Origin of the sequence: Mycobacterium sp. GA-0227b (genome assembly GCF_001499855.1) — a bacterium.
Classification (GTDB): Bacteria; Actinomycetota; Actinomycetes; order Mycobacteriales; family Mycobacteriaceae; genus Mycobacterium.
The window spans coordinates 89,867-107,594 of the sequence record NZ_LQIK01000009.1; the positions used below are offsets into that span (position 1 = coordinate 89,867).

Consider the following 17,728-nt stretch of genomic DNA (forward strand, 5'->3'; position numbering starts at 1 on the left):
TCGGAGGCGATGGACGTCACCGTCACCTTCATCGGCAATGCCACCGCCCTGATCTCCGGCGGCGGCATAACCCTGTTGACGGACCCGAACTTCCTGCACCAAGGCCAGCACGCCTACCTGGGCTACGGCCTGCTGTCCAAGCGGTGCAAAGGACCGGCGCTCGACATCGACCAGTTGCCCGCGCTCGACGGGGTGGTGCTGTCGCACATGCACGGCGACCACTGGGACCGGGTGTCGCAGCGCCGACTCGACCATGCACTGCCGATCGTGACGACACCGCACGCGGCCACGCGGTTGGCTCACCGCGGGTTCGGCCGCGCCGTGGCACTGGACACCTGGCAGCGTCACGCATTCGTCAAGGGCACGACGTCGGTCACCGTCACCTCACTGCCCGGCCGGCATGCGCCCACCCCGATCGACCGCTTGCTGCCGCCGGTGATGGGCAGCATGGTCGAATTCTCCGACGGGGCGGCGCGCCGGCGGCTCTACATCTCCGGAGACACGCTGCTGGTCGACGAATTGCGCGACATACCAGTGCGATTCGAATCGATCGACCTCGGCGTATTGCATCTGGGCGGTACTCGTCTGCCCTTCGGCAGGCACCTGCCGTTCGGGCTGACGGTGACGATGGACGGTCGCCAGGGCGCCGACGTCGTCGAGTTGGTCGACCTGCCGAAGGTGATCCCGGTGCACTTCGACGACTACGGGGTGTTCGCCTCCCCGCTGTCCGACTTCCTCGACGAGATGAAGAGGCGCGGGCTGGGTGAGCGGATCATCGAATTGGAACGCGGTTCGTCGGTCACGGTCTGATACTGACCCGGTGTCAGGTCCATGGTCGGGCGACGACCAGGGTGGCCTCGAACAGGTTTCGACGGTCGACCGGGTCGCGTCGCTCACAGGGATTCGTGCTGTCGCGGCGCTGCTCGTCATGGGGACCCACGCCGCCTACGGCACGGGGGCATACAACCGCGGTTATCTCGGGTTGACGTTCGCGCGCATGGAGATCGGTGTCGCGATCTTCTTCGTGCTCTCGGGCTTCCTACTGTTCGGTTCGTGGGTGCGGGCCGCCGCGACCGGAACCGCACCGCCGACCCTGCGCCGATACACCCGCAGCCGGGTGCGCCGCATCATGCCGGCCTACGCGGTGACGGTCCTGCTGGCCTACGTCGTCTACGAATTCCGTCCGATCAACCCGAATCCGGGCCACAGCTGGAACGGGTTGCTGCGCAACCTCACGCTCACGCAGATCTACAGCGGCAACTACCTCACGACGTACGTGCACCAAGGCCTCACGCAGATGTGGAGCTTGGCGGTCGAGGTGGCGTTCTACGCCGTGCTGCCCGTACTCGCTTACCTGTTGCTCGTATGGCTGTGCCGGCGCCGCTGGCGACCGGGCGTGCTACTGGCCGGCCTGGCCGCCGCGGGTGCGCTGAGCCCGCTGTGGCTCGTCGTCATGCACCAGACCGACTGGCTGCCGAACGGTGCCGGCTTGTGGCTGCCGCACTACCTCGTGTGGTTCGTTGGCGGGATGGCGCTTGCGGTATTGGCGCACAACAACGTTCGGTGCTACGCATTCGCGGCGCTGCCGGTCGCGCTCGTCGCCTATCTGGTGGTGGCCACCCCGATCGCCGGACGGACAGACGCCCCGGCGCTCGACCTCGGGCAGGATCTGGTCAAGGTGATGTTCTACGCGGCGATCGCCACGCTCGTCGTCGCACCGCTGGCGCTCGGCGACACCGGCTGGTACTCGCGGTTGTTGAGCAGCAGGCCGATGGTGTGGCTGGGCGAGATCTCCTACGAGATCTTCCTGCTGCACGTGCTCGTGATGGAGATCGCGATGGTGTCGGTGTTGCGCTGGCAGGTCTACACCGGTTCGGTGGTGGTGCTGTTCGTCGTGACGCTGACGCTCACGATCCCCGCCGCGTGGCTTCTGCACCGGCTCACCCGTCCCCGCCGTAGGGTTTGACCTGCGGCGACGCGGGTATCAAGGTCAACATGAAACTGATCGGTGTGCTGATCGCGCGGCATCCGGCGTTGTACGACGTGCTCGACGCCCTCATCGAGTACGGGCAGCAGCGGTGGCCGTCGGTGTGGCGCGCCGTGGAGCGTCAGCAGCGCGCAACTACCACCTGAGGGCTCATCAACCCGCCGCGCAACTCCAGTTCGATGCCGGGTCCGGCATGTGCGGCCAACGCCCGCAGCGCCGACGGGCTGTAGGCGCGCATCGAGCTGATCACGCCGTCATGTATGGACGGGAACACCGGCGCGAACGGAAGCATGGTCGCCAGGCGCAGCAGATGGAGCGGCGTCGGTGGCCGAGGAAGATCGATTATCAGCAGCTTGCCGGCCACCCGTGTGCCTTCGGCGATCGCCCGCGCGGCTGCCGAGGGCGGCAGGTGGTGGAAGGACAGCGCGAACACCGCCAGGTCGAACTCGCCGTCCGGGACCTCGATCGCGGTGGCGTCCATCTGCCGGACCGCGGCGCGGGGGTGCCGGCCCAGGTCGCTGTCGGCCATCGCCTCGACGGAGGCCGCTTCCACGTCGGTGATCGTCAAGTGCGCGGTCGGATGCCAGTCGAGCAGCTTGCGCGACAAACCCCCGTGCCCCGCACCGAGTTCGAGGATCTTCGGGTCGGCTACGTCGGCGACCTCGGCGAGCGCGATCTCGGCGAACTTGCCGGTGGTGCCGAACCGCTCGCCGGTCCATTCCAGCGCGCGGATAACCCTGCGCTTGCGGGCGGCGTCGGCAGGACGGTCCGAGTCGCGGTCCAGGTACTCGAGCCGGTCGGTTTCAAGCAGTCGGTCCAGGCACGAGGCGTCTGGTCCGCCGCGGGGCATGCGGTCAATGTCGGCGAGCGGTCCGGTCATGTAGTCCATCATGAAGGAATGCCAGCCGAATTCGTCGCCGCGATCGATCAGGGCACCACGAGCACCCGATGCATGATCTTCGACCACGGCGGCGCCGATGTCGGCCGCCATCAACTCGAACACGAGCAGATCCTGCCGAAGGCCGGTTGGGTCGAACACAATCCGGTCGAGATCTGGGAGCGCACCGCGTCGGTCATCATGTCGGCGCTGAACAAGACGAACCTGGCGGCGACCGACCTGGCCGCGCTGGGCATCACCAACCAGCGGGAGACGGCGCTGGTCTGGAACAAGCGGACGGGACGGCCGTACTACAACGCGATCGTGTGGCAGGACACCCGCACCGATCGCATCGCCTCGGCGCTGGACCGGGACGGCCGCGGCGAGGTGATCCGCCGCAAGGCCGGCCTGCCGCCGGCGACCTATTTCTCGGCCGGCAAGGTGCAGTGGATCCTGGAGAACGTCGACGGCGTCCGGGAGGCCGCCGAGGCCGGCGACGCGATCTTCGGTACACCCGACACGTGGGTGCTGTGGAATCTGACCGGTGGTCCGCGCGGCGGCGCACACGTCACCGATGTCACAAACGCCAGCCGCACCATGCTGATGGACCTGGAGACGCTGGACTGGGACGACGAACTGTTGTCGTTCTTCGGGATTCCACGGCAGATGCTGCCGGAGATCAAACCGTCGTCGTATCCGGAGTCGTACGGCATCACCCGCGACGACGGGCCGGTCGCCGGTCAGGTGCCGCTGACCGGGATCCTCGGCGACCAGCAGGCGGCGATGGTCGGCCAGGTGTGCCTCGATGCCGGTGAGGCCAAGAACACCTACGGCACAGGGAACTTCCTGCTGCTGAACACTGGTGAGAAAATCGTGCGCTCCGAGAACGGCTTGCTGACCACGCTGTGCTACCAGTTCACGGACCGAGATGGGCCGGCCAAACCCGTTTACGCGCTGGAGGGTTCGATCGCGGTCACCGGTTCGGCCGTGCAGTGGCTGCGCGATCAGCTGGGCATCATCAGCGGCGCTGCGCAGAGCGAGGCGCTGGCGCGCCAGGTCGAGGACAACGGCGGCGTGTACTTCGTGCCCGCATTCTCGGGATTGTTTGCGCCGTACTGGCGTTCGGATGCCCGCGGCGCGATCGTCGGGCTGTCGCGGTACAACACCAACGCGCATCTGGCGAGGGCAACCCTCGAGGCGATCTGCTACCAGAGCCGCGACGTCGTCGACGCGATGGAGGCCGACTCCGGCGTGCGCATGGAGGTCCTCAAGGTCGACGGCGGCATCACCGCCAACGATCTGTGCATGCAGATCCAGGCCGACGTGCTCGGCGTCGACGTCGTCAAGCCTGTCGTCGCCGAGACCACCGCGTTGGGCGCGGCATACGCCGCCGGTCTCGCCGTCGGGTTCTGGGATAACGCCGATGACCTGCGGTCGAACTGGCAGGAGGGCAAGCGCTGGACGCCGTCGTGGAGCGACGAGCAGCGCGAGTTCGCTTACGCCGGTTGGCAGAAGGCGGTGCAGCGCACGCTGGACTGGGTCGACGTCGAGTGATTTGTGGAGCGCTAGCGGCGCTGACCGCCGCGAACACTCCACAAATCGCAAACCGGACGGCCTACTCAGACTCGCCGAGGATGCCGTAGATCTCGCGCCGGGCGTTGTTGACGATGTCGACGATCCGCTGTTGCTGCTCCTCGCCGGTGGCGAAGGCCGCCTGCGCGACGGCGCCCATCAGCTGGGCGACCGCGGTCTGGAGGTTGACGTGGCTCGGGTCGACGTTGTCGGCGATCTCCTCCCACGGCGCGGTCTCGATCTTCTCCGCCGCAGTGTGTCCGTCGTTGGTGAGCTCGAAAAGCTTCTTGCTGCCGTCACTTTCGGTCGCCTCGATGAGCCCTTCGTCGACGAGCAACTGCAGCGTCGGATACACCGACCCGGGGCTCGGCCGCCACAGGTTCTGGCTGCGCTCGGCGATCTCCTGGATCATCTCGTAACCGTGCATGGGCCGCTCGGCGAGAAGTTTGAGGATCGCCGAGCGCACATCGCCGCGACGGCCACGGCCGCGACGGCGGCCGCGGTGCAGGCCGCCGGGGCCGAATCCCGCGCCGAAGCCGGGGCGGAAGCCGAAGCCGCCGCGCGGGTCGAAGCCGAACTCGAAGCCGCCGCGACCCGGACCGAACCCGGGTGGACCGCCGAAGCCTGGCCCGCCGTCGTGCTGGCGGAGTTGTTCGCGCAGGTTCTCGCGGAACTCGCGCCGGGCCTGCCGCCGCTGCTGATGCAGGGCGCGCCGGTCCAGTGGGGTGAAGCCGAAGCCGCCGGGCGGCGGCGTGAATGGGTCTGTCATGTCCGTTTCCTTTTGATCGTGAGAAAGCGCGTCGTGCGCTTCCGATACGTAGACGATATATCGGAAACTATCGTGATGCAACGTCGCGGCGTCGGTCCCGGTCGTCCATCCCCTCGATGACGGACCGCGCCCAATCCGCTTCCATCGCATTCAGCTGCAGCCCGTATTCGAGCGCGGCTCGGCCGTAGAAGAGCCCGTCACTGTCGTCCCAGGCGATCGAGTCACGTAGCTTCTCGAGCCGGTTGATTTCGGCGTCGGCGCGCTCGGCCATCGCCGTGAGGTGCGCCCGCGCCTGCTCATCAGTGACTTCACCGAGTAGGAAGATGCGCAGAAGCGCTGGGCTGCGAAACGGCGGATCATCCTTTGGGTTGACGATCCACCGCCGCAACTCGGCCCGGCCGGCCGCGGTGATGCGGTACTCCTTGCGGCCGCGGGGCCCGATGGCCGAAACCTCGATCAACCCGGCGTCGGCCAGCTTGTTCAGTTCGCCGTACAACTGGCTCTGGGTGGCCGGCCACACGTTGGCCATCGACTTCTCGAAGTGCTTGAGCAGGTCGTATCCACTGCCTGGCTGTTGGGCCAGGAGGCCCAGCGCCGCAATCCGCAAACTCACCGCTCCAGCATACTTCACTCTTGACATGTCAGGAGTGACATGTCAGTGTCGGGTTACCGATTTGAGGAGGGCTAGATGACCGAGACGACCGATTCGACGCTTTTCGGCACCGACGACTTCTTCCGGCGCGGCAACTACGCCCCGGTCGCAGACGAACTGACCGAATACAACCTCCCGGTGCACGGCGCGATACCGCCGGAACTGAACGGCTGGTATCTGCGCAACGGGCCCAACCCGCGCCAGGCCACGGCGCACTGGTTCGTCGGCGACGGCATGATCCACGGCGTCCGCATCGAAGGCGGCCGGGCCAAGTGGTACCGCAATCGGTGGGTGCGCACCGACAGCTTCGTTCAGGATTTCCCGCTCTACAACGCCGACGGCACCCGCAACCTGCGCTCCAGCGTGGCGAACACCCACGTCGTCAACCACGCGGGCAAGACGCTCGCGCTGGTGGAATCGTCGCTGCCCTACGAAATCACCAACGATCTGGAGACGTTGGGCGCCTACGACTTCGGCGGCAAACTCGTCGACTCCATGACCGCGCACCCGAAGATCTGCCCGACGACCGGCGAATTGCACTTCTTCGGTTACGGCAACATCTTCGCCCCGCACGTGACCTATCACCGCGCCGACGCCAACGGCGAGTTGACCGTCAACCGGCCGCTCGACGTTCCAGCGCTGACGATGATGCACGACTTCGCGCTGACCGGGTCGTACGTCGTCTTCATGGACCTGCCCATCGTGTTCGACCTCGAGAATGCGATGAAGGCCAACGACGACATGCCGTATCGGTGGGACGACGATTACGGCGCACGTCTAGGGGTGCTGCGCCGCGACGACCCATTCGGTGAAGTGCGGTGGTACGACATCGATCCGTGCTATGTGTTCCACGTCGCCAACGCCTACGACGACGGGAATTCGATTGTGCTGCAAGCTGTCCGATACCCCGAGCTGTGGCGGGGCACTGGCGGCTTCGAGGCCGACGGCGTGTTGTGGAGTTGGACGATCGATCCGTCCACGGGCACCGTCTCCGAACGTCAGCTCGACGAGCGCGCGGTCGAGTTCCCGCGCATCGACGACCGGCTGGCCACTTTGCCGGCCCGCTATGCCGTCGCCGTCGGTGACGGCCGGCTCGTGCGCTACGAGCTGTCGACCGGCGCCGCGGTGGAGCACACCTTCGGTACCGCAGAAGCCCCCGGTGGCCCCGGCGAGGCGGTGTTCGTCCCGTCGGCATCGGCGCCCGCCGACGAGAGCAGCGGCTGGTATCTCGGCTACGTCTACGACCCCGCGCGTGACGGCAGCGACCTCGTCATCATCGACGCCTCCGACTTCTCCGGCCCGCCGGTCGCGAGAATCGAGCTACCGCAACGGGTTCCCTACGGCTTCCACGGCAACTGGATCGCCGGGTGACGCGCTCGCGGCGCGGTGGGTGTTCGGGCTGACGCCGTAGGCCCGCTTGAATGCGCTGCTCAATGCGAACGGCGTGCTGTAGCCGACCTGGCGCGCGACCGCCGCGATCGTCGCCCCGCTTGACTGCAGCAGATCGGCGGCGAGCGCGAGTCGCCAACCGGTCAGGAACGCGATCGGTGGTTCGCCGACCAGATCTGTGAACCTGCGAGCGAACACCGCCCGCGAGGAACCCACCGCCGCAGCGAGATTCGCAACCGTCCAGGGATGCTCGGGATTGTTGTAGATCAGTTTGAGCGCGGGTCCGACGACGGGGTCCTGTTCGGCGTGCCACCACGTCGGCGCGTTGCCGTCACGACCGAACCAGGCCCGCAGCACCGCGATCAGCAGCACGTCGAGCAGGCGGTCCAGGTAGGCCTCCTGCCCGGGGCCGTCACAGCCCGCCTCGGCGCCGAGCAGGTCCACCAGCGGCGTGTCCCACTCGTCGGCACGCAGCACCAGCACCGAGGGCAGCACATCCAACAGGCGGGCGCTGACCTCGCTGCGGCCCTCATAGGCGCAGATCACCGACCGGGTCGCGCCCGACGCACTGTTGCCCCAGGTCCGCACGCCGATCGACATCGCGAACTCGAGGGTGTCACCGGTCAGCGTCGTGCAGCGCTGACCCGGATGGATGACGATCATCGGGGCGGTCGACGGATCATCGGCGACCACGTAGTGATCGATGCCGCGGGTCAATGCGACGTCGCCGGGATGCAGCCATGTCGTTCCGCTGGATTCGCCCACGATGGCTGCGCTGCCGTGCGTCTGACAGATCAGGGTCAGCGGCGCGTCATCGCGTATGAGCAGCGACCACGGCGGGTCCATCCGCATCCGCAGCACAAACGCGCCGCGCGCCCGCACCCCGTCGAGCAAGCCGACAACGGCGTCCACGGTGTGAGCCTATCCCGCGGGTGCGCGGTAGCCCGCCAGGAAGACCGCGACACCGGCGGCGACATGCTGGTCGACGTCGATTGCCTCGAGCACATCGGGCCCGCCGTGAAACAGCGCCTGGTCGATGCACCTGCCGACGATCAGGAACGCGAAATGTTCGGCGGCCAAGCGGGGTTCGGGCGCGTGAAGCAGCCCGCGGCGGTGCAGGTGACCGAAGGAGTCGGCGTAGGCGGCCAGCGTTCGGGCGGGCGCGCGCTCGTAGTACAACCGCGCCAGCGCCGGCGATCGGTTGGCCTCGCCGATGATGAGTCGGCGCAACTGCACGACGGGTTCCTGCAGTACCGCGTGCAGATAGTCACCCGCAAGAGCGGTCAGGTCCGCCTCGATATCGGAGGTCTTGGCCAGCGCTTCGATGCGGTCGGCAAACGGGGCGACCGTGTGCTCGAGAGCGTCGTCGACGATCGCGAGAAGCAGTTCCTGCTTGTCGCCGAAGTGTTTGTACACGGTCTGCTTGGACACCTCGGCCGTCGCGGCCACCTGATCCATGCTGGTGCCCTGGTAACCGTGGCCCAGAAACAGCGCACGGCCCGCGGACAGGATCGATGCGCGCTTGCGGGCCGATCGGCCGAGTGCCTCCGTCGTCACGACCATATAGTACTGGACAGTCCAGTTCTCGGTACTGTACCGTCCAGTCTATTCGGAGGGAGCGCTCGATGACCACGACTGACTGTCCACCCCTGGATGTGCGGGTGACCAAGTCACTGCTGGGCTACGGCATCATCGCCGGACCGATCTACGTTGTCGTCGCGGCCGCGCAGGCACTCACTCGAGACGGCTACGACCCGACCCGGCATGCGATCAGCCAACTCGCCAACGGCCCTTGGGGTTGGATTCAGATCGTCAACTTTCTGATCACCGGAGCGATGACCGTCGCCGCGGCAGTTGGTGTGCGCCGCGCACTCGGTCGGGGACGCCGGTCCGCTTGGGCGGCGGCGCTGCTCGGCGCCTACGGCGTCGGACTGCTCGGCGCCGGCGTCTTCCGCGCGGATCCGTCGGATGGCTTCCCACCCGGCACGCCGCCAGGGATGGGCGAAGTGAGTTGGCACGGCATGGCGCACTTCGCGATCGCCGGCCTCGCGTTCGGGTGTCTGGTGGCCGCCTGCTTCGTGATCGCCGGCTGGTTCGCAGGCACCGGTGACCCGGCGTGGGCGTGGTTCTCGCGGGCCACCGGCGCCGTCTTCGGGCTGAGTTTCCTCGCGCTGGCCGGAACAGGCGGAGCCGCAGCGGTTCTGACCTTCACCGCGGCCGTCGTGCTGGTATGGGGATGGTTGGCGGCGGTGTCGACCAAGCTCTATCGCGGCGTGCGGGCCACCTAGACGCGCGCGTATGCGCGCAGGACGCTCGACGATGGCGTGCCGCTGCGCACACCGGTTGACTGAAGCCATGACAGCCACTCCCTTCGTCATCCTGACCTCGATTGCCGCGCTTGCCGCGGCGGCCGCCGCCGGCATGATGTATGTGTTTTCGACCTTCGTGCTGCGCGGACTCGATCGGACCGGTCCGGTCGATGCGATCATTGCGATGCGCGGCATGAACGCCGAGGCGAACACCAATGCGCCTTTCCTGATCGGCTATTTCGGTCCTGCGGTCCTCGCGGTCGCCGTCGGCGTGATGGCCGTCGTGAAGTGGGGCCAGCCTGGCAGCGTCTGGGCGCTGGTGGGCGCGGTCTTCGGTGTGCTCGCCGCGATCATCACGATCGCATTCAATGTGCCGCTGAACAACCACCTCGGCACCGTCGACCCCGCCGGCCTTTCGGTCGCCGAGGCGGCACGTGAATGGCGGGAGTACTACTCGCCGTGGACCGCATGGAATCACCTGCGGACGGCCACCAGCATCACCGCGGCGATCCTGATGGTGATAGCTCTGCGCTACAACTGAATTCAGCGGGGCGGGGCGAACCCGCCGGAGTCCGGACGCGGCATCGGTTGCGGTGGAAGGTTCACCGGTGGTGGCGTTTGATACCCCGGCCACTGCTGCTGGCGTGCCGACTGCGCTGCCTGCAGGCGAGCCAATTCCCGGCGATGCCGCTCGGCCAGTACCGCGGCGAGTACGAGCTGCGGCGGCGTACCCGGCGGCGGTGGCGGTGAGATCTGCGCGACGACGCCGGCGGTGATCCGGTATGCCATCTGTTCGCGAACCGCAGGGTTCAATTGCGCTGCCCGGCCGAGGAACTGGCGCGCCAGCTCCGCCAGCTCGGGCCGAAGTCCGGACAGCTGTAACGACGATGCCCACCAGGCGAGCTGCGGGGGCATCGGCGGTGGGGGCGACATCCGCGGAGCGCGTTCGCTGATCACCACGGTGCCGGCGAAGATGTCTCCGAGCCGTTTCCCTTTGGCCGACAACAAGCTGCAGATCACCGCGGGTCCGCCGGCGAGCATCCAGATTTCGATCACGCCGGACAGCGCGCGAAAGAACGCCTGCCGGAAGCGTTCCGGGCCACCGTCTTCGGACACCACCCGCAGCCCCATCGCGATCTTGCCCAGCGACCGACCCCGTGTCGCGGTCTCGAATACGAGCGGATACCCGAGCAGGGCCAGCACGATGAAGATGATCATCACCGCCGCCGACAGCGCCGGATCGAACTGGGTGATCGTCAGCGAAAAGAGCAGCAGCCCGATCAGGTAGAGCAGGAAGACCACGGTGACGTCGATGAGCGCTGCGACCGCGCGAACCGGAAGCTGGGCGATCTGAACATCAAGGACCACCGCGTCTCCGGTCACCACTGGTTCCTGCGGCCCGACCATAACGGGACACGCTACTAGGATTTGGATTCGTGGATGTCGACGCGTTCGTGCTGGCGCACCGACGCACGTGGGACCGGCTCGAACAGCTGGTCAAGCGGCGCCGCCGGCTCACCGGCGCCGAAGTCGACGAGCTCGTCGACCTCTACCAGCGCGTGTCGACGCACCTGTCGATGCTGCGCGCCGCATCCGCCGACCCGGTAGTGGTGGGCCGGTTGTCGGGCCTGGTGGCGCAGGCGCGTAGCGCGGTGACCAGTGTGCACGCACCGCTGTGGCGGGAGTTCGTCCGGTTCTGGACGGTGTCGTTTCCGGTGGTCGCCTACCGGTCCAGGCGGTGGTGGTTGAGCACGGCCGTCGTGTTTCTCGTCGTCTCCGCGGTCATCGCGTTGTGGGTGTCGGGCAGTCCGGAGGTGCGCGCGTCGATCGGCACGCCGGAAGAGCTCGACCAGCTGATCAACAACGACTTCGCCTCGTATTACAGCGAGAACCCGGCCGGCTCGTTCGCGCTTCAGGTCTGGGTGAACAACGCCTGGGTTTCCTTGCAATGCCTCGGCTTTGCGATCCTGCTCGGCGTTCCTATCCCGTACATTCTGTTCCAGAACGCCGCCAATCTCGGCGTGAATGCGGGGCTGATGTTCGGCGCGGGCAAGGGCGACATCTTCCTCGGTCTGATCACCCCGCACGGCCTGCTCGAGCTGACCGCGGTGTTCCTGGCGGCGGGCGCGGGGATGCGGCTGGGCTGGACGGTGATCTCACCGGGGGACCGACCGCGCGGGCAGGCGCTCGCCGAACAGGGCCGCGCGATCGGTGCGGTGGCGGGCGGGCTGGTGGCGGTGCTCCTGGTGTCTGGCCTCATCGAGGCACTCGTGACACCTTCGCCGCTGCCGACTGCGGCCCGCATAGGCATCGGCGTGGCGGTCGAGATCGCTTTCCTGGCTTACATATTCCACTTCGGACGTCGAGCCGGGAGGGCCGGCGAAACCGGAGACGTCGAGCACGCGCCCGATGTGGTGCCGACCGGCTAGTGTCCTGAGTCGTTACTTCGTCGTCAGTGAGAATTCGAGGTTCGCGCGTTCGGTGTGGTCCATTTTCGGCTTCCTATGCTCGAGATTGCACACACGGCTGTGGTCGTTTTCTCGGATCAGCACAACCCTGAATGCAATCTCGGCGCTAGGACCATCTCGCAGACCAGCACCACCCGGCCCCGTGCATGCGTACAAGCACCCCAAATTCTGCTCCCGAACTGATGACTCACGACACTAGAGCCGGCCGGTGGCTTTGAACGCCAGGTAGTGATCGGCCAACGCGGGTGCGAGCTCCTCAGGCGGCGCGTCGATGACGCCGACACCGCGGCGCCGCAACCGCGATGCGATCGCCCGCCGCTCGTTGCGGGCGCGCTCGGCTGCTGCGGCGTCGTAGACCTGCGGCGCATCGGAGCGTCCGCCGGCGAGGACCTCGACCCGGGGGTCGGCGACCGCGGCGACGATCACCCCATGCTTTGCCGTCAGCTGCGACAGCACGGTCATCAGGCCTTCGTCGAGCGCGGACGCGTTGAGGTCGGTGAGCAACACGACCAGCGCACGCCGGCGGACGCGGCGCAGAACCGCGGCGACCATTGCGCCGGCGTCGGATTCGATCAGCGCGGGTTCGACGGGGGCCATTGCGGCCACCAGTTGGGGGAGGAGTTCGGTGCGTGAGGCGTTGAACACCGCCGCCCTGGTGACGCGGTCGTGGGCGAGGAAGTCGACGTGGTCACCGGCGCGGGACGCCAGCGCCGCGAGCAGCAGCGCGGCGTCCATCGACCAGTCCAACCGTGGCCATCCGGAGACGTCGTTCGCCGTGGGATCGACGCCGACGCGGGCGGCCGACGTGCGGCCCGTGTCGAGCACGATGACCACGCGTTGATCCCGTTCGGGGCGCCACGTGCGGACCACCACGTCCGCGCGACGGGCGGAGGCGCGCCAGTCGATCGACCTGACGTCGTCGCCGATGACGTACTCGCGTAGTGAGTCGAACTCGGTGCCCCGGCCACGGATCAGCACCGGCGTATTACCTTCGAGTTCACGCAGTTTCGCCAGTCGCGACGGAAGGTGCTTGCGGGACAGGAACGGCGGCAGGACCCTGATCCGCCATGGCACCCGGTGCGAGCTCTGTCGTCCGGCCAGCCCCAGCGGTCCGGTCGCGCGCACGGTGACCAATGCCGAGTCCTGGTCGCCCCGGCGCACGGGCCGCAGTGCCGTAACGAGGCGGAGTTGTTGGCCGGCAGCCAGATTGACCGGGTGAAGACGGGGGTAGGCGCGGGCGCTCGGCGGCCAGGCGTCGCGGACGACCCCCTTGATGCGGCGCGGGCCGGCGTTGTCGACCAGCAGTACGGCTGCCACCTGCTGGCCCAACCGTGCGGCGGTGTCGCCGGACCGGCGCAAGCGTACGCGCCGGGTGTTGCCGGCCAGTGTGACGTCGACCGCGATGAGCACGAGCAATGCGATCAGCAGCACGACGAACGTGAGGGCCGGGCGCGGTGAGACCGCGATCGGCAGGACGCAGATTCCTGCGACCAATCCGGCACGTCCGGTGAGAATCACCAGCGCGGCACCGGTACTGCCGCGAGGATGCCGTCGAGCACGCCGTCGGGGGTGGCGCCCTCCAGTTCGGCCTCGGGCCGAAGTTGGATGCGGTGGCGCAGGGTCGGGCGCGCCATCGCCTTGATGTCGTCCGGGGTGACGTAGTTGCGTCCCGACAGCCAGGCCCACGACCGGGCGGTCGCCAGCAGCGCGGTCGCCCCGCGCGGCGAGACTCCGAGTTGCAGCGAAGGCGAGTGTCTTGTCGCGGAGGCGATGTCGACGATGTAGCCGAGAACCTCGTCGGCTACCAACACCTCCCGCACGGCAGCACGCCCCGCGGCCAGTTCCGCGGCTCCCGCGACGGGCCGCACGATCGACAGGTCCCGAGGGTCGAAGCCGTGCGCATGCCGGTTCAAGATCGCGACCTCCTGTTCCCGCGACGGCAGCGGCACGTTGAGCTTGAGCAGGAACCGGTCCAACTGCGCCTCCGGGAGCTGATAGGTGCCCTCGTACTCGATCGGGTTCTGCGTGGCGGCGACGATGAACGGATCCGGCAGCGGGCGCGCTTCGCCTTCGACGCTGACCTGGCGTTCCTCCATCGCCTCCAGCAGTGCGGCCTGGGTCTTGGGCGGCGTCCGGTTGATTTCGTCGGCCAGCAGCAGGTTGGTGAACACGGGTCCGGACCGGAACTCGAATTCAGCGGTGCGCGCGTCGTATACGAGTGAGCCGGTGACGTCACCGGGCATGAGGTCGGGGGTGAACTGCAGCCGCTTGAAGTCGAGCTGCAACGCGGAGGCGAGCGTGCGGACCAACAGCGTCTTGGCGACCCCCGGGACTCCCTCGAGGAGAACGTGGCCGCGGCACAGCAGCGCGATCACCAGTCCGCTGACGACCGCGTCCTGTCCGACTACTGCCTTGGCTATCTCCGAGCGCAGCGCCAGTAGCGCGGTTCGCGCCGAATCGTGTCCGCCTGCCTGAGTCACGAGCGTGCGACCTGCCTTTCGATGTTGTCGAGTTCGCGTGCGAGATTGACCAGTTCGGCGTCGTCCCGGGGTGGTGGGCCGAACAACGCGTAGGCCACCGACTGCGGTTGGACGCCACAGTGTGCCGAAATCCCTTGGACGACCGCGACCGGGTCGGTGTTGACGCCAAGGCCGAGGCGGGGCTGCATCCGCTGCAGCGCGGCGGTGCGCAACGCCGCGGCCGCGCTGTCGCGGGCCCGCCGCGAACGGTACAGGCGGCCACGTCCTTCCACGGTCTCGGAGGCTCGCACCACGACGGGGAGTCGTTCGGCCACGAGTGGGCCGATGCGCCGGCTCTTCCAGGCGGCCAGCAACACCACCACCGCGACGAGCTGCCACATGATCCACTTCACCTGCTCAGGCGCGAGGTCGAAAAGCGTTGCCCCACCCTCTGCTTCGCCCTCGGTGAATTGCGGCGCATACCAGATCATCCGCTGATGTGTGCCCGTGAGGTTCATGGCCAGCGCGGCGTTGCCTTCCTCGAGCAACCCGCCGTTCGTCATGAATTCGGAGTTTCCGACGACCGTGATGTCCCGGCCGTCGGCGGTGTACCGGACCAGCGCACCGTCGTAGCAGCGCGTCACGCTGGTGTCGTCGTCTGATGCGTCGTAGGCGTCACTGACTCCGAACTGCACCGCCCCGGCGCGGGTCGCCTCGCGCAGATCGCAGTTCGGCCGCTCCCCGCCCCCGAAGGTGGTTGCCCCGCTCAACTTGATCGCCGGCGCCAGCACTTCCCGGCTACGCGAGATCGGTTGTACGAGAAGACGATCACCGGGCAGCCCGGCCAACCGGCGCAGCGCGCCACGGTCGACGAGGTGATAGGTCTGCACCACCACCAGCAGGGTGTCGGGGCCGGCGGCCGCCTCGACCGCGGCCACATCGGGTGCCTCTACGACGTCGACACCGTGCTCGCGCAGCAGCGTCATCAGCGCCCGAGCGCCGTCCGGCGAAGTGGAGTCCGGATCCATCCGCCCCCCGGGCCGGGGTGCGGTCAGATAGGCGCTGAGCGTCGCGAATGCGACGATGACGGCCAGCGCCAGCAGCACCCAACGGGCACCGCGCCACCGCTGGCCTATCGTCGGTTCCGTGGCGGTGCCTCGCCCGCCCGGGGTGGCTTCGACGATCAACGGATTTCCGCCCAACCATCGGATGCCGTGGGCGCGGGCGCAGCGGAGGCGGCCACCGGCGACCGCGACCTCAGGTGGTCGTCGAGACCGGTGATCAGCGCGTAGGCGTCCTCGGTGCCCGGTCGGTCGCCGTAGGTGACGTCGTTGAAAGCCGTTGCAGCGGCGTCTAATTCACCGGTGAGATGCGGCAGCTGTCGTCCCGCGTCACGCGCGAGTTCGGTGGCGGTGCGGCCGGGGACGGGATCCAGCACACCGGTTTCCTCCAACTGGCGGGCGACGGCGCGCAGCCGGTGCCGAATCGCCGCCGCCCAGTCCGCCGCCGCGGCCGAACGTTCGGCGGCGGCCCGGTGCTGTGCCGCGGTCAGCTCCTGGCCACCGAACAAGGCCTCACCGCGGCCGCGACTGGTCCTCATCGACCGTCGCGCGATCCGGACCGCCACGACCACCGCCACCCCGACCAGGATCAGCAGCACCGTGACCGTCACCCACCCCCCGGGCACCGATGCGCCCTGCACCGCCAATCGGTACAACAGGTCCTCGATCCAGTCGATGGCCTGCTCGGTGAGGGACCCCTTGGGGTAGATCGGCTTTGCGAGTTCGCGCTGCGCGGCCTCGTGCGCGGCATCGCGGTCGATGTCTATCGTCGGCACGTCAGTTCTGGCGGGTCAGCCAAAGATGGTCGGTGGAGTCGGACGGGGCGGCGGGGCCGTACCCCGCGCCGGTTTGCAGCACGAGATCGAAGGCCTCTCTGCGGATCCGGCCGTCGGTGTACTGCAGCGCGACCACGCCCGCGTTGAACGGTGCGGTGATGATCTGACCGATCGCACCGCCGACGGTCAGCAGGATCAGCGCGAGCATCGCGGCAGCCGTCGTCGTGGCCGCCATCAGCACGATCTGCCCGCCGAGACTGAACGGGAACGCGACGGCACCCGCGACGAGTTGGGCGACGATCACCGCCAGCAGCCGAATGCCCAACACCCGCCAGAAGTCTCGCTTGATCAGCGCGAACGACCGTTGGACGGCGGCGACGATGCCGAGACGCTCGAGCACGATGATGACCGGCGCGAAGGTCAACATCGTGCCCAGGTACACCAGCGCCGCAATCAGCGCCAATACCAACGGGATTCCGATGACCACCGCGGCGGCGCCGCCCGCGGCGACAGCTATCCAGACGATGAGGCCGACGACCGCGGCGATCAGCAGCAGTGCGCCGATCATCTCGAGGACCGTGAACCCGATCAGTGCCCACAGCCGGCCCCGAAGTCGTTGCCACGCTTCGCCGATCGTGATCTCGGAGCCGAAGACGGCCCTGCCGACGACGACGGTGAGCAACCCGCTGAGCAGGATCGACGACAACCCGGTTGCCACCGATCCGGCGAGGCTCGACATCATGGAGCCGAGCAGCACCCCCGTCGACACCTCTTCTTCGCCGCTGAGTGCCGGCACCAGCTGACCGCCGACGGCCAGCGGGCCGATGGACAGGATCAACGCGAGGACCTGCGTGATGACCACGACGATGGTGGTCAGGCCGAGCGTCGCTTTCGGGTTCGCCCGGATGTAGCCGACCGCGCCGTTGAAGATGTCGGACAGGCTCAGGGGCCGCAGGGGGATGACCCCCGGCTTCAGCGCGAACGGCCCGTATCCCGGCGGCGGCCCGTAGCCCGGCGGCGGCCCGTAACCCGGGGGCGGCCCGTATCCCGGGGGCGGCCCGTAACCCGGAGGTGAGTAGCCCGGCGGCGCCGCGTAGCCCGGCGGTGGATAGCCGGGTGGTGGCCCGTACCCCGGCGGCGGACCTGCGGTACCGGACCCGCCGGCGTGGGTGCTCATGGCCACCATCCTGTCGAGGGCGATGCGAATTGACAACGTCGTCGCGCGGCCGTGCCGGACTTCGGCGGCGTAGTTTTGGCTCATGGCGGAGCTCAAGGACCGGTTGCGGGCCGACCTGACGACGGCGATGAAGTCCCAAGACAAGCTGCGCACCGCGACGTTGTCGATTCGCATCGCCCTCGACAGGATGGTGGCCATGAGCACCCACGCCGGCGGGTCCGGTACCGCGGGT

At 67.9% G+C, this 17,728-nt stretch carries 19 protein-coding genes and 1 pseudogene; 9 read left to right on the forward strand and 11 right to left on the reverse strand.

Annotation, left to right across the window (positions count from 1 at the left end):
- Positions 1-9 precede the first annotated feature (9 nt).
- The 3 genes from AU185_RS09620 to AU185_RS25080 are packed head-to-tail and all read left to right on the forward strand — an operon-like array spanning position 10 to position 2,133.
- The gene (locus AU185_RS09620; protein ID WP_059101758.1) at positions 10-810 is read left to right on the forward strand and encodes an MBL fold metallo-hydrolase; all 801 of its coding nucleotides are present in this window, start codon (positions 10-12) and stop codon (positions 808-810) included.
- Positions 811-820: 10 nt separating this feature from the next.
- On the forward strand, positions 821-1,966 hold the full coding sequence (locus AU185_RS09625; protein WP_059101757.1) for an acyltransferase family protein: 1,146 nt from the start codon (positions 821-823) through the stop codon (positions 1,964-1,966).
- A 29-nt stretch (positions 1,967-1,995) separates the two neighbouring features.
- A complete protein-coding gene (locus AU185_RS25080; protein WP_156425457.1) occupies positions 1,996-2,133 on the forward strand; it encodes a hypothetical protein in 138 nt (45 codons plus the stop codon).
- On the opposite strand, the gene AU185_RS09630 is transcribed toward AU185_RS25080, so the two are convergent.
- On the reverse strand, positions 2,109-2,876 hold the full coding sequence (locus AU185_RS09630) for a class I SAM-dependent methyltransferase (RefSeq protein ID WP_059101756.1): 768 nt from the start codon (positions 2,874-2,876) through the stop codon (positions 2,109-2,111). The two genes, AU185_RS25080 and AU185_RS09630, sit on opposite strands and share 25 nt — an antisense overlap.
- A 9-nt stretch (positions 2,877-2,885) precedes the next feature.
- On the opposite strand from AU185_RS09630, the gene glpK reads away from it, so the two are divergent.
- Positions 2,886-4,418 (forward strand): glycerol kinase GlpK, encoded by a 1,533-nt coding sequence (gene glpK / locus AU185_RS09635; RefSeq protein WP_059101755.1) that lies wholly within the window; start codon positions 2,886-2,888, stop codon positions 4,416-4,418.
- A 61-nt stretch (positions 4,419-4,479) separates the two neighbouring features.
- Here the strand turns inward: glpK and AU185_RS09640 are convergent, their stop codons facing one another.
- Together AU185_RS09640 and AU185_RS09645 are read right to left on the reverse strand one after the other, a co-directional pair.
- Complete coding sequence (locus AU185_RS09640) at positions 4,480-5,205, reverse strand: PadR family transcriptional regulator (RefSeq protein WP_059101754.1); 726 nt, start codon at positions 5,203-5,205, stop codon at positions 4,480-4,482.
- A gap of 67 nt (positions 5,206-5,272) precedes the next feature.
- Positions 5,273-5,818, reverse strand: a complete 546-nt coding sequence (locus tag AU185_RS09645; RefSeq protein ID WP_156425458.1) for a PadR family transcriptional regulator — start codon at positions 5,816-5,818, stop codon at positions 5,273-5,275.
- A gap of 75 nt (positions 5,819-5,893) precedes the next feature.
- Here AU185_RS09645 and AU185_RS09650 point away from each other — a divergent pair, with 75 nt between their 5' ends.
- On the forward strand, positions 5,894-7,228 hold the full coding sequence (locus tag AU185_RS09650; RefSeq protein WP_059101752.1) for a carotenoid oxygenase family protein: 1,335 nt from the start codon (positions 5,894-5,896) through the stop codon (positions 7,226-7,228).
- Here the strand turns inward: AU185_RS09650 and AU185_RS09655 are convergent.
- On the reverse strand, positions 7,178-8,158 hold the full coding sequence (locus AU185_RS09655; RefSeq protein ID WP_059101751.1) for an AraC family transcriptional regulator: 981 nt from the start codon (positions 8,156-8,158) through the stop codon (positions 7,178-7,180). The genes AU185_RS09650 and AU185_RS09655 overlap by 51 nt on opposite strands.
- A gap of 9 nt (positions 8,159-8,167) precedes the next feature.
- On the reverse strand, positions 8,168-8,803 hold the full coding sequence (locus AU185_RS09660; RefSeq protein ID WP_059101855.1) for a TetR/AcrR family transcriptional regulator: 636 nt from the start codon (positions 8,801-8,803) through the stop codon (positions 8,168-8,170).
- A 68-nt stretch (positions 8,804-8,871) separates the two neighbouring features.
- Between AU185_RS09660 and AU185_RS09665 the strand changes: the two genes are divergently transcribed.
- Complete coding sequence (locus AU185_RS09665; RefSeq protein ID WP_059101750.1) at positions 8,872-9,534, forward strand: DUF998 domain-containing protein; 663 nt, start codon at positions 8,872-8,874, stop codon at positions 9,532-9,534.
- A 67-nt stretch (positions 9,535-9,601) separates the two neighbouring features.
- Positions 9,602-10,096, forward strand: a complete 495-nt coding sequence (locus AU185_RS09670) for an anthrone oxygenase family protein (protein ID WP_059101749.1) — start codon at positions 9,602-9,604, stop codon at positions 10,094-10,096.
- A gap of 2 nt (positions 10,097-10,098) precedes the next feature.
- On the opposite strand, the gene AU185_RS09675 is transcribed toward AU185_RS09670, so the two are convergent.
- Positions 10,099-10,962 carry an RDD family protein gene (locus AU185_RS09675; protein ID WP_059101748.1) on the reverse strand — a complete coding sequence of 288 codons (864 nt, stop codon included), beginning with the start codon at positions 10,960-10,962 and terminating at the stop codon, positions 10,099-10,101.
- Between the two features lie 29 nt (positions 10,963-10,991).
- On the opposite strand from AU185_RS09675, the gene AU185_RS09680 reads away from it, so the two are divergent.
- Positions 10,992-11,984 (forward strand): stage II sporulation protein M, encoded by a 993-nt coding sequence (locus AU185_RS09680; RefSeq protein WP_059101747.1) that lies wholly within the window; start codon positions 10,992-10,994, stop codon positions 11,982-11,984.
- Between the two features lie 234 nt (positions 11,985-12,218).
- Here the strand turns inward: AU185_RS09680 and AU185_RS09685 are convergent, their stop codons facing one another.
- From AU185_RS09685 to AU185_RS25310, 5 genes are read right to left on the reverse strand one after another with little or no spacing between them, the layout of a single operon-like run.
- The gene (locus tag AU185_RS09685; protein ID WP_059101746.1) at positions 12,219-13,541 is read right to left on the reverse strand and encodes a DUF58 domain-containing protein; all 1,323 of its coding nucleotides are present in this window, start codon (positions 13,539-13,541) and stop codon (positions 12,219-12,221) included.
- Complete coding sequence (locus tag AU185_RS09690; protein ID WP_059101745.1) at positions 13,538-14,503, reverse strand: AAA family ATPase; 966 nt, start codon at positions 14,501-14,503, stop codon at positions 13,538-13,540. The genes AU185_RS09685 and AU185_RS09690 overlap by 4 nt, the downstream gene beginning before the upstream one ends.
- Positions 14,500-15,669 (reverse strand): DUF4350 domain-containing protein, encoded by a 1,170-nt coding sequence (locus AU185_RS09695; RefSeq protein WP_286143063.1) that lies wholly within the window; start codon positions 15,667-15,669, stop codon positions 14,500-14,502. The genes AU185_RS09690 and AU185_RS09695 overlap by 4 nt, the downstream gene beginning before the upstream one ends.
- Positions 15,666-16,319, reverse strand: coding sequence for a DUF4129 domain-containing protein (locus AU185_RS09700; RefSeq protein ID WP_059101744.1), 654 nt, complete (start codon positions 16,317-16,319; stop codon positions 15,666-15,668). Before AU185_RS09700 ends, AU185_RS09695 begins: the two co-directional genes overlap by 4 nt.
- 1 nt (position 16,320) lies before the next feature.
- Entirely contained in the window at positions 16,321-17,496 is a 1,176-nt protein-coding gene (locus tag AU185_RS25310; protein WP_172800383.1) for a hypothetical protein, read from the reverse strand.
- Between the two features lie 82 nt (positions 17,497-17,578).
- Here AU185_RS25310 and AU185_RS25885 point away from each other — a divergent pair.
- Positions 17,579-17,728, forward strand: a pseudogene (locus AU185_RS25885) (hypothetical protein); the annotation flags it as partial.

What these genes read in the sequence shown, in the direction of transcription:
- AU185_RS09620 (WP_059101758.1), top strand. Translation starts at nt 10, where the DNA reads ATGGACGTCACCGTCACCTTCATCGGCAATGCCACCGCCCTGATCTCC.
- AU185_RS25080 (WP_156425457.1), top strand. Translation starts at nt 1,996, where the DNA reads ATGAAACTGATCGGTGTGCTGATCGCGCGGCATCCGGCGTTGTACGAC.
- AU185_RS09630 (WP_059101756.1), bottom strand. Translation starts at nt 2,876, where the DNA reads ATGGACTACATGACCGGACCGCTCGCCGACATTGACCGCATGCCCCGC.
- glpK (WP_059101755.1), top strand. Translation starts at nt 2,886, where the DNA reads ATGCCAGCCGAATTCGTCGCCGCGATCGATCAGGGCACCACGAGCACC.
- AU185_RS09640 (WP_059101754.1), bottom strand. Translation starts at nt 5,205, where the DNA reads ATGACAGACCCATTCACGCCGCCGCCCGGCGGCTTCGGCTTCACCCCA.
- AU185_RS09650 (WP_059101752.1), top strand. Translation starts at nt 5,894, where the DNA reads ATGACCGAGACGACCGATTCGACGCTTTTCGGCACCGACGACTTCTTC.
- AU185_RS09665 (WP_059101750.1), top strand. Translation starts at nt 8,872, where the DNA reads ATGACCACGACTGACTGTCCACCCCTGGATGTGCGGGTGACCAAGTCA.
- AU185_RS09670 (WP_059101749.1), top strand. Translation starts at nt 9,602, where the DNA reads ATGACAGCCACTCCCTTCGTCATCCTGACCTCGATTGCCGCGCTTGCC.
- AU185_RS09675 (WP_059101748.1), bottom strand. Translation starts at nt 10,962, where the DNA reads ATGGTCGGGCCGCAGGAACCAGTGGTGACCGGAGACGCGGTGGTCCTT.
- AU185_RS25310 (WP_172800383.1), bottom strand. Translation starts at nt 17,496, where the DNA reads ATGAGCACCCACGCCGGCGGGTCCGGTACCGCAGGTCCGCCGCCGGGG.